This is a genomic window from Flavonifractor plautii ATCC 29863, assembly GCF_000239295.1.
Classification (GTDB): Bacteria; Bacillota; Clostridia; order Oscillospirales; family Oscillospiraceae; genus Flavonifractor; species Flavonifractor plautii.
Map to the genome: position 1 here is coordinate 13,367 of NZ_JH417714.1, position 5,006 is coordinate 18,372.

4 protein-coding genes and 5 tRNA genes are annotated in these 5,006 nt (G+C 56.7%); 8 read left to right on the forward strand and 1 reads right to left on the reverse strand.

Features of this window, described 5'->3' with window-relative positions; genetic code table 11:
* Positions 1-46: 46 nt before the first annotated feature.
* Positions 47-1,222: a hypothetical protein gene (locus tag HMPREF0372_RS06690; protein ID WP_007490062.1), complete on the reverse strand. Its 1,176-nt coding sequence runs from the start codon at positions 1,220-1,222 to the stop codon at positions 47-49.
* A 727-nt stretch (positions 1,223-1,949) separates the two neighbouring features.
* On the opposite strand from HMPREF0372_RS06690, the gene HMPREF0372_RS06695 reads away from it, so the two are divergent.
* The 8 genes from HMPREF0372_RS06695 to HMPREF0372_RS06725 all read left to right on the forward strand — a co-directional run bounded on the left by HMPREF0372_RS06695 (position 1,950) and on the right by HMPREF0372_RS06725 (position 4,903).
* Positions 1,950-2,024 (forward strand) — tRNA-Ile (locus HMPREF0372_RS06695).
* An 88-nt stretch (positions 2,025-2,112) separates the two neighbouring features.
* Positions 2,113-2,188: transfer RNA gene (locus tag HMPREF0372_RS19640), tRNA-OTHER, on the forward strand.
* A 1,137-nt stretch (positions 2,189-3,325) separates the two neighbouring features.
* Entirely contained in the window at positions 3,326-3,598 is a 273-nt protein-coding gene (locus tag HMPREF0372_RS06700; protein WP_007490065.1) for an HU family DNA-binding protein, read from the forward strand.
* Positions 3,598-3,810: a hypothetical protein gene (locus tag HMPREF0372_RS06705; RefSeq protein ID WP_007490067.1), complete on the forward strand. Its 213-nt coding sequence runs from the start codon at positions 3,598-3,600 to the stop codon at positions 3,808-3,810. The genes HMPREF0372_RS06700 and HMPREF0372_RS06705 overlap by 1 nt, the downstream gene beginning before the upstream one ends.
* An 18-nt stretch (positions 3,811-3,828) precedes the next feature.
* Positions 3,829-3,904, forward strand: a tRNA-Pro gene (locus HMPREF0372_RS06710).
* Positions 3,905-3,980 (forward strand) — tRNA-Thr (locus HMPREF0372_RS06715).
* 1 nt (position 3,981) lies between these two features.
* Positions 3,982-4,057, forward strand: a tRNA-Thr gene (locus HMPREF0372_RS06720).
* 156 nt (positions 4,058-4,213) lie between these two features.
* A complete protein-coding gene (locus HMPREF0372_RS06725; protein ID WP_050810479.1) occupies positions 4,214-4,903 on the forward strand; it encodes an RNA-guided endonuclease TnpB family protein in 690 nt (229 codons plus the stop codon).
* Positions 4,904-5,006 lie beyond the last annotated feature (103 nt).

Sequence of the window (5,006 nt, forward strand, 5' to 3'; positions counted from 1 at the left end):
CAGGCGGGCGGACAAGCTCCGCCCGCCTGTATGTGCTCCGATTCTCTCAGATCCGGGTATCCAGCGCCAGTTGGAACCAGTACGCGTCCCGCGGCATACGGGGCAGCAGCCGGGACAGGATGCCGGCGCTCTCTCCGCTGTCGTCCAGCAGCATGCGGGCCGCGCTGCGCCGTCCCTCCAGAGTGCGCAGCAGTGCGTTGGCCTGGGTGCTCTGGCTTCGGCCGTCGGGCCGGCCGTCCACGTTGGCCGACCAGCAGGCCCAGCCCTCCCGCTCCAGCGCATCCGCCACGCCGGAGGCCGCCCCCTCCAGATATACGGTATGGGGCCGCACACGGACCAACCGCTCCAACAGGCCGGCCCCCTCCTCCAACGCCGCCCGCGCCCCGTCCAGGCTCTGGCCCGGGACGGACAGGCCCACCGCGTGGCCCGAGCCCACCAGCCTGCGGAGCTGACCTTCCGCCGCCGCCAAGGCATCCGGCGTAAAGAGGAACAGGGCCCGGATGCCGCGTGCCTCCAGGGTGTCCAAAATGTTGTCCAGCGCCCCGCCGCCGGTGCACTGGAAGGACAGGTAGACCGGCAGACCGTCCTCCTGCTCCGGCTCGTCCGTGCCGCCGCCCGATGGCGTGGGGGACGGGCTGGGCGTGGGCTGGGTGCCCTGGTTCAGCTCCTGGAGGTACTTATAGTAGCGGGTGGGCATAGACAGCCCGCTGGCCGAGGTAACAAACTGCTGGGTGTCCAGCCGCTCCTGCCCGTTTGTGATACGGATCAGGGTGCCGTAGTTGGTGGGGGTATAGGTGTAATTCAGGCCAAAAAAGCTGCACACCCCGGCCAGGGGGACAAACACCCGCCCGTTGCGCAGCGCGGCACGCATGTCCTTCGCCTCTCCGGAGAAGCCGTCGGTGCAGGTGCCCGCGTTCAGGTCAAACACAAGCATGCCGTTCAGGCTGTAGAGGGTAAACTTGTACTCGGTCTCCGTCCGTTCCTGCCCGTAGGAGACCCCCAGGTTCACCCCCGTCACCGTCCAGTCGAAGGCGGTGTAGGGCACATATATGTCCCCGTTGATCCAGGCGGGCATGGCGGACAGGGGCAGGTCCAGCATCTGGTCGTTCTCCGCCATCAGATAGATGGTGATCTCATCCGCCTTGGCCGTCCCGGTCAGCAGGAGGCTCAGGAGCAGCGCCGCCGCGCACAGGCCGGACAGATATTTCTGGATGCGGCGCATGGCGCCCCTCCCTTCCCGGCAAAAGCCGTTCCTTTCTCGTCATTCCGCCATGAGGCCCGGCGGAATGGCCGCATGACGCCGGATTCCGCAGTCCCGCCCCCAGGGGCGGACAATGTCAGGTATAACCGCCGCTTTGCGGCTATTATATCATGAAACCCCAGCCGGGTAAAGCGGCAGCTTGCACCAGCGGGCCCGGCGTGGTATGATGTTGCCCGGAACCCAATTTAATGTGTTTGTAATTCATTAGAAAAAGAAACCTAGTAATTGCAATGGTTACAGGATTTTTTGTATCTAGTATGTAGCTAGTTCGTAACTTTCGGTGTAGATATGTGCAAATAGCAAAACGATGAAAAAGTTCAAAAATAGAGGGCGGAGGCTATTGCCCCCGCCCCTTGTTTAGCCCCTCACGATGTACTCGTAATAGCGGGCCAGCATTAGAACCGAAAAATCTTGATTTTCTGTCTGGTATGTGGTAGAATCAATTTAAATAAGAGGTTTTGGTGGCTACACCCGAAGCTAACCGCCCTGCGCACTGTTCGCGCAACCGTTATCGTCGATCGTTAACCGGCGTTAAGAGGTTGTGGGAAGGGTGCGTTTTTTGCGTCTGTATGGCCCGTCGGTAAAGGCCGCTGCCCAGTTCGAGGCTGGGGCGGGCCACTCCTTTCTCCCCCATCCTTTTTGCCGCTCCTCGCTTGTATTCCCCCTCCAGGTGAGGGGCGGCACCCGTGCCCCGGTAGCTCAATGGTGAGAGCGACACCGTGATCTGGTGTAGTAGATGTCGGTTCGATTCCGGCCCTGGGCTTGGTGCCCCGCACTTTTCGCGGTAACCAATTATAGAAACTTGCTCCAAAGTACACGGAGCTGACACCCCGGAATAGACGGGGGCATGCGGAACCTGGGGCGGGGCGGAATCCGTCGCTTAACCGAGAGGGGTAGAGGTCGCAAGTTCAAATCTTGCAGGTTCCTATGACTGTGGAGAGACACTATACTGGCGAATCGGGGTCGCGTATCTTGCCAGTGAAATCACCAGCGGCCTGCCAGTAGCCATAACTGGCTGACTCCGGGTGGAATGGCAGCCTTTGAGAGTCAAAAACGCGCTATCCCGCTGAAAACTATCGGCATTAGTACTGGTGTGACAATCTAAGCGGGAAGCGCACAAAAAGTTGCAAAATGGGATGGTGTAAAGTGAGTGGCGTACTCATAATCATTGCAGAACTTATCTCCTTGTTCTTATGGTTGTAAATGCTTATTTAGCTTTCAAAGCAAAGCAGAAAGACGACCTTAATGGAATGGTTTGGAATTTGTCATTTATGATCCTAATGAGCACTTGTATTAGATAGTTGAAAATATGCCGAGTGCAGTAGCAGAAGCGGAAGCGGCGGCCCGTTACGTCGCGGACGTGTGGCGGCTCAATACCGCCTCTCGGCTCCAAACGCAGATGGAAAGCAAAAGAGGCACTGCGCGATTAAATTAAATGCCAATGGGCGGCTGGACAACCTACTGTCCGCCATACGCCGCTCCTCGCCGCATGAGGCGGGCGGTGGCACCAGATGTATGGCACCACAGGTTAAAAGCAGACGGGCCTTCCTTGTGCGCTGTGCGAAAGCGGCAGGGCGAAGAATATTTAATTGGCTGACCCCGGCTATATAAAGATGAACGGTTCCGACTGACGACACCAGCGGAGGGGTTGAGATGTACCGTGATTATCAAGGCTGTTCCTATGGATGGAGTATGTGAGGTGAGGATGGAAAGGTGTGGCAACGTAGACCGACCAGCGGTGTCTAAGCGTCAGTAGCAGAAACGGAAATAGGTTGCTGATTGTAATACAGCCTTGATGATTGTGATGTGATCCCGCATAGCGGGTTACATACCATTGAGCGGTGGCGGAATAGACACCCTACGGCGGGTGGTAAAGCCCATAAATGCCTCCTGTGCGGGGCAGGCAAGAGTAGACGCTTCAAGGGATAAGGAGCTCCCCGAACATGCTAAAGATGTCGGGACCCAGGATGTGGCTCTATGTGAGGTGCAAATCCTCACCCGCTCAAATTTGCCGCCCCGCAGTTGCAGGAGACGAGGGCGGGAAAGAAAAAAGGAGGAGCAAGAATGCTGTATTCTGAACTAATTGCTGAGATCGCAGACCGCACCAATCTGAAGAAGGCCAATGCCAAGGCCGCTGTGGACACGATGGTGGAAATCATCACCGAGTGCGCCAAGAAGGGCGAGGATGTGGCTGTCAACAATCTGGGCACCTTCCGCTCCAAGATGGTGCCGGAGCGTGAGGGCCACAACCCGGCTACCGGGGAGAAGGTCACCGTTGCGGCCCACAAGGCGCTTCGGCTGCAGGTGTCCACTGCCCTGAAAAAGGCAATTAACTAATGCGCAAGCTGGTTTTGGCGTGCGTCACCACCGCACTGGTTTTCCTGACCGGGTGCATGACTTCCGAGGATCGCCCTGTGCGTGTGACCGTACAGGGCAACTTCGGGGGGAGTTCGATCACTATATATACCCAGAAGCAAGCGGACTACACCATCGAAGAAACCGACACCGAATACACCGTAACGGTGACGATGCCGAAGCCAATAAACTAGGCGGGATTCCCGCCTTATCCGGGTGTAGCGCAGTTGGTAGCGCACATGCTTTGGGAGCATGGGGCCGTGGGTTCGAGTCCCACCACTCGGGCCAGCACCAGTAGCGCAATCGGTAGCGCACCGCTTTCGTAGTGCGGGGGTTGGAGGTTCGACACCTCTTTGGTGCTCCATGCTGGTGTAGCTCAGTTGGTAGAGCAGTTGATTTGTATTCAACCGGTCGGGGGTTCAAGTCCGTCCACCAGCTCCAAACAGGGGTGTAGCCAAGCGGCAAGGCACGAGGCTTTGACCGAAAATTCGCCGCGCAAGCCCCTTGCTTTAGCTATGGGGTAAGCGGCGCTATTGCAAGTTTTCGTTGAAAAATCACCTGTTTTATGCTATAATCAGTTGAGAAATGGGTGAGAAAATGGAGTATTCGTACAAATTCAGAATCTATCCGAATGTTGAGCAACGGACGCTTATCCAGAAAACTTTCGGCTGTTCTCGGTTCGTCTACAACCATTTTCTCGCCCAGCGGATTGCGGAGTACACAGCCACAGGCAAGGCACCTACGCGCTTTCAGCAGGACAAATCTCTCACCGTTCTAAAACAGGAAATAGATTGGTTGCGTGAACCGGACAAATGCGCTCTGCAAAACGCTCTAAAAGACCTAGATTCCGCCTATAAGAATTTCTTCCGCTCTGCAAAAAGTGGCGGGAACATAGGTTTCCCCCAATTTAAGAGCAAGCGGGATAGGCACAAGAGTTACAAGACCAACAGTAACATTGCGATTTCCAATAGCCACGTCCGTCTCCCAAAGCTCGGTTTCGTGAAATGCCGCGTATCGAAAGAGGTAAGGGGACGTATCCTATCTGCCACAGTATCGCAGAACCCCAGCGGCAAGTATTTTGTTGCCCTGTGCTGTACCGACGTGGAGATAGCCCCTCTACCCTCTACCGGGGCGGTAGTCGGCCTTGATATGGGGCTTAAATCATTTGCCATCACCTCTGATGGAGTGGAGTATCCCAACCACAAGTTCCTGACCAAAAGCACCCGCAAACTCGCCCGTCTCCAGCGTCAGCTCTCCCGAAAGTCAAAGGGGAGCAAGCGCAGGTAGAAAGCACGGGTAAAGGTGGCTCGCTTGCAGGAGCACGTTGCCAACCAACGGGGAGATATGCTCCACAAGCTGTCCACCGCCCTTGTCCGGGACTATGATCTAA

What these genes read in the sequence shown, in the direction of transcription:
- HMPREF0372_RS06700 (WP_007490065.1), top strand. Translation starts at nt 3,326, where the DNA reads ATGCTGTATTCTGAACTAATTGCTGAGATCGCAGACCGCACCAATCTG.
- HMPREF0372_RS06725 (WP_050810479.1), top strand. Translation starts at nt 4,214, where the DNA reads ATGGAGTATTCGTACAAATTCAGAATCTATCCGAATGTTGAGCAACGG.
- HMPREF0372_RS06690 (WP_007490062.1), bottom strand. Translation starts at nt 1,222, where the DNA reads ATGCGCCGCATCCAGAAATATCTGTCCGGCCTGTGCGCGGCGGCGCTG.
- HMPREF0372_RS06705 (WP_007490067.1), top strand. Translation starts at nt 3,598, where the DNA reads ATGCGCAAGCTGGTTTTGGCGTGCGTCACCACCGCACTGGTTTTCCTG.